At 72.0% G+C, this 4265-nt stretch carries 5 protein-coding genes; 1 reads left to right on the top strand and 4 read right to left on the bottom strand.

From position 1 onward, the window contains the following. Window positions 1–619: SDR family oxidoreductase (locus tag NBZ85_RS28350; protein WP_261563028.1), on the top strand; the 619-nt coding region annotated here is incomplete at its 5' end. A 51-nt stretch (window positions 620–670) separates the two neighbouring features. On the opposite strand, the gene NBZ85_RS28345 is transcribed toward NBZ85_RS28350, so the two are convergent. The 4 genes from NBZ85_RS28345 to NBZ85_RS28330 all read right to left on the bottom strand — a co-directional run. Then, window positions 671–1882 (bottom strand): cation diffusion facilitator family transporter, encoded by a 1212-nt coding sequence (locus NBZ85_RS28345; RefSeq protein ID WP_261560355.1) that lies wholly within the window; start codon window positions 1880–1882, stop codon window positions 671–673. Beyond that, window positions 1879–2280, bottom strand: coding sequence for an ArsR/SmtB family transcription factor (locus NBZ85_RS28340; protein WP_261560360.1), 402 nt, complete (start codon window positions 2278–2280; stop codon window positions 1879–1881). Before NBZ85_RS28340 ends, NBZ85_RS28345 begins: the two co-directional genes overlap by 4 nt. A 128-nt stretch (window positions 2281–2408) precedes the next feature. Next, window positions 2409–3350, bottom strand: coding sequence for a ribose-phosphate diphosphokinase (locus tag NBZ85_RS28335; RefSeq protein ID WP_261560369.1), 942 nt, complete (start codon window positions 3348–3350; stop codon window positions 2409–2411). 170 nt (window positions 3351–3520) lie between these two features. Then, the coding region (locus tag NBZ85_RS28330; protein ID WP_261563027.1) for an ABC transporter permease at window positions 3521–4265 on the bottom strand (745 nt) is incomplete at its 5' end.

Here is a 4265-nt window from a genome sequence, read left to right as displayed (position 1 = left end):
GCCCCACCACCGCAAGGACGGGGGCACGGCCGTGGCGATCACCGCCGACGTCACCGACCCCGCCGCCGTCCAGACAGCCGCCGACCGGATAGCCACCGACCTCGGCGGCGCGGACCTGCTGGTCAACAACGCCGGCGTCATGCTGCCCGCCCCGATCGAGCAGCTACGCGCCGACCAGTGGCGCCACCAGATCGACCTCAACATCACCGGGCTGATGAACGTCATCGGCGCCTTCGTCCCCCAGCTGGTGACCGCCGCCGGCGCCCGCGGGGTGGCCGACCTGGTCAACACCTCCTCGGTCGCGGCGCAGAACATCTTCCCCACCTTCGCCGTCTATTCCGCGACCAAGGCCTACGTCAGCCACCTGTCGCGCCACCTGCGGGTCGAACTCGGCCCGCGCAACGTCCGGGTCGCCGCGATCGAACCCGGCATCGTCGGCACCGAACTGCAGGACCACGTCACCGACGACGGCGCCCTGGACTGGCTGGCGGGCACCCGGCAGAGCATGGAATGGCTCACCGGGCAGGACATCGCGCGGACCATCGGCTTCCTCGCGACGCTGCCGCCCCGCGTCAACCTCCAGCAGATCACCATCATGCCCACCGGCCAGACCACCTGACCCGCCCGCATCCTGACCCGCCCGCATCGGAAACTCGGACCGTCCGCTAGCTCAGACCGTCCGCTCGGGGAGCGAGGCGGCGCGGGACCGCCGGGAACGGCGACCATCCGGTGCTTCACCACCGCCGCGAGCACCGGCAGCATCGGGTGCGCCGCCACCGCCACCGCCGCGGCGTGGCTCGCCGGCCGTCCGGTCCGCGCCCAGGCCGCGGGCGATGCCGCACGGATCGTCGTGCGGGGGGGTGCACGGCTCGCACTCGGACTCGATCGTCACATGGGTGATGGCGTACCGCTCGGCGAGCATCACCTTGATCCCATCCGACACCGCCCGTGCCTGCGCGAGGCTGGGATGACCGTCGCGCGCACCGTCGAGATGGCCCAGCTCCAGATGCACCGACGCGGCGAACACCTGGTCGGACAGGCTCCACACATGCAGGTCATGCACATCGAGGACATGGGTGTCGCGCAGGATGTCCGCGCGCACCGCGGCGACGTCCAGGCTTTCCGGCGTCGCCTCCAGCAGCACCCGCGACGCGCTGACCAGTAGCTTCACCCCCTGCCCGGCAATCAGCACGGCGATCAGCAGCGACACCAGCGGGTCCAGCCAGTACCAGCCGCCGACCAGCCAGATCACCAGGCCCGACGCGGCGACCGCCACCGACACCGCCGCGTCCCCGGCCAGGTGCAGCACGGCCGCGCGGATGTTCAGATCGGCGCCGCGTTCGTGGATGACCAGAGCGCTCGCCGCGTTGACGACCGCGGCCGCCAGCGCGACGGCGACGACCACCGGGCCGTCGACCGGACCGTGCTCGCCGAGGCGGCGCAACGACTCGACCGCCAGCAGGGCCGTTACCACCAGCACCGCCGCGGCGTTCGCCTGCGCGGCGAGCACCGGCCAACGCACCCCGCCGAACGTGCGCCGCGCCGACGGCGGACGCTGCGACAACGCCAACGCCACCAGCGCGAGCACCACCCCGGCGGTGTCGGTCAGGTTGTGCCCGGCGTCGGCGAGCAGGCCGACGGACCCCGCGGCGAAGCCGGCCACCGCCTGCCCGACGACGATCGCGAGATTCAACCCCGCCGCCAGCCACAACCGCCGCCGCTGACGCACACTGCCCCGCCCCGCCGCCATCCCGTGCCCGTGGTGCGAGTGCTCGTGGCCGCGGTGCTCGTGCGCGTCGTGGCCGTGCCCCGAACCGTGGGCCGGGTCGGTATCGCGCGCAGGGCCGGCGACATGGTCGTGGTCGTGGTCGGACGCCGTCATGGCTTGCTCACACCCGCCAGGGACTCCCCGGCGGGTGTGCCCACCATGGCCCCGGCCGGTCCCACCGACGCCGGGACGGTGCCACCGTCGGGATGCACATGTTCGGTGTCGACGGCGAGGACGACGTTGAGCAGGTCGTCCAACGCGTGGCGGAGCTTGTCGTCGGCGAGCTCGTAGCGCTGGCGGCGGCCCTCCGGGGTGGCGACGACCAGTCCGCATCCGCGCAGGCAGGCGAGATGGTTGGACAGGTTCGTGCGGCCCACGCCGAGGATCTCGGCCAGCTCCGACGGGTAGGCCCCGCCGGCCCGCAGCACCAGCAGCAGCCGCGCCCGGGTCGGATCGGACAGCGCGTGACCGAACCGGGCGAGCACTTCAGCCTGCGAAGCGACCTTGACCATGCCTCAACGGTACAGCGAACGCTGACATCAGCCAATCCTGACCTGTTGCCCGCCCCTGCGGGCCACAGATCCGGGTCCCTTCCCGCCGTCCTCCCCTTGCGCAGGCGGCAGGGCTGCCCCGGGCAGGGTCAGGCGTCGAACAGGGCGCTGACGGACTCGCCGTTGTGGATGCGGCGGATCGCCTCGGCCAACGGCGGGGCGACCGTGAGCACCTCCAGCTTCGGCACCCGGTCCCCCAGCGGGATCGGCACCGTGTTCGTGCACACGATCTCCACCACCTCCGGCTGGTCGGAGATCCGCTTGAGCGCCCCGGCGGAGAACAGCCCGTGCGTGCACGCCACCCGCACCGAGCGCACGCCCAGCTCCCGTAGCCGCTCGAGCAGCTCCAACACCGTGCTGCCCTTGGCAATCTCATCGTCAAGAACGATGACGTCGCGGCCGGCCACATCCCCGATGACGGCGCTGATGCTCACCCGGTCGTCGGCGAAACGCTGCTTGGCCCCGGCCGCGACCCGCACCCCGAGCATCCGCGCGAACGCCGCCGCCTCCTTGGCGTTACCGAGATCCGGCGACACCACCGTCGTGTTCGACAGGTCGTGGCGGCGGAAGTGCTTGGCCAGCTCCCGCAGCGCGTGCAGATGATCGACGGGGACGCTGAAGAAACCGTGGACCTGCGGGGAGTGCAGGGTCATCGCCAGCACCCGGCTCGCCCCGGCAGCCACGAGCAGGTCCGCGACGAGCCGACCGCCGATCGAGATCCGCGGCGCGTCCTTCTTGTCCGAGCGGGCGTAGGCATAGTGCGGCAGCACCACCGTCGTGCGCGCCGCCGACGCCCCGCGCGCCGCGTCCAGCATCAGCAGCAGCTCGACCAGGTTCTCCTGCACCGGCGCGACCAACGGCTGGATGAGGAAGACGTCGCGCTCCCGGCAGTTCGCCGGCAGCTGCACCTCCAGGCAGTCGTTCGCGAACCGCTGGACCCGCACCCGGTGCAGCGGCACGTCCAGATGCGCGCAGATCTCCTCGGCGAGGGTGGGATGGGCACTGCCGCTGAAGACGGCGATGTCTCGCACGAACCGCTCCCTGTTCTCTTTTCGCGAGCCGGCTGGCATCGTCGCCTGGGCCGGCCGGCGTCGATTGTCGCTGGCGCAGACGACGGCATGGCCGGCGCCCTAGTCGATCGCTCCGGATGCTACCGATCCCGGCGCGCCGGCGACGGGCTGGCAGCGCGCCGGCGGCGGGCTCAGGCCGCGCGCAGGGCTTCGCGCAGCGGCACCCGCGTCCCCGAACGCTTCACCGCGTTGCCGTACACCCGCCCGGCCAGCCAGACCAGCACCGCGATCCACACCAGGCTCAACGCCAACGCAAGCAGCACCTGCCAGACCGCCACGCTGCCGATCCCGATCACCATCGGCATCAGGATCGGCGCGAACAAGGGAACGATCGCCAGCGCGAGGATCAGGCCGCTGTCCGGGGTCGACGGCAGCACCGAGATGCCCAGCACATACGGAATGATGATCATCGAGATCATCGGGGCGGTCACCCCGCCGGCGTCCTCCTGGCGCGACACCAGCGCCCCGGCGGCGGCGAACATCAGCGCGTACATCGCGAACCCGATCAGGTACCACAGCAGCGCCGACGCCACCGCCACCACCGCGATCCCCGCCGGGATGCCCAGATCCCCGGTGGCCAGCCCCAACCCGACCCCGACCACGCCGATCAGCACCAGCTGACCGAGGGCCACCACGCCGATCCCGAGCACCTTGCCCGCCATCAACTGCCACGGGCGGATGACGGCCAGCAGCAGCTCCACCACCCGGCTCGTCTTCTCCTCGATCACGCTCTGCGCCACCGCCGGACCGAAGATCAGCAGCGAGATGTAGATGAGACCACCAGCGAGCAGCCCGAGCAGCAGCCGGGACCCGTCCTGCTCGGGCTCGGGGTGCAGCGCGGTGACGTCGACGCCCGCCGTCGCCACCGCCCGGCCC

The organism is Frankia tisae, from assembly GCF_025403405.1.
Taxonomy (GTDB): Bacteria; Actinomycetota; Actinomycetes; order Frankiales; family Frankiaceae; genus Frankia; species Frankia tisai.
Note: the sequence above shows the minus strand (reverse complement) of the source record. Positions and strands in the feature narration are given on the sequence as shown.

Coding starts and splice junctions, on each gene's coding strand:
- NBZ85_RS28345 (WP_261560355.1), bottom strand. CDS start 1,882: ATGACGGCGTCCGACCACGACCACGACCATGTCGCCGGCCCTGCGCGC.
- NBZ85_RS28340 (WP_261560360.1), bottom strand. CDS start 2,280: ATGGTCAAGGTCGCTTCGCAGGCTGAAGTGCTCGCCCGGTTCGGTCAC.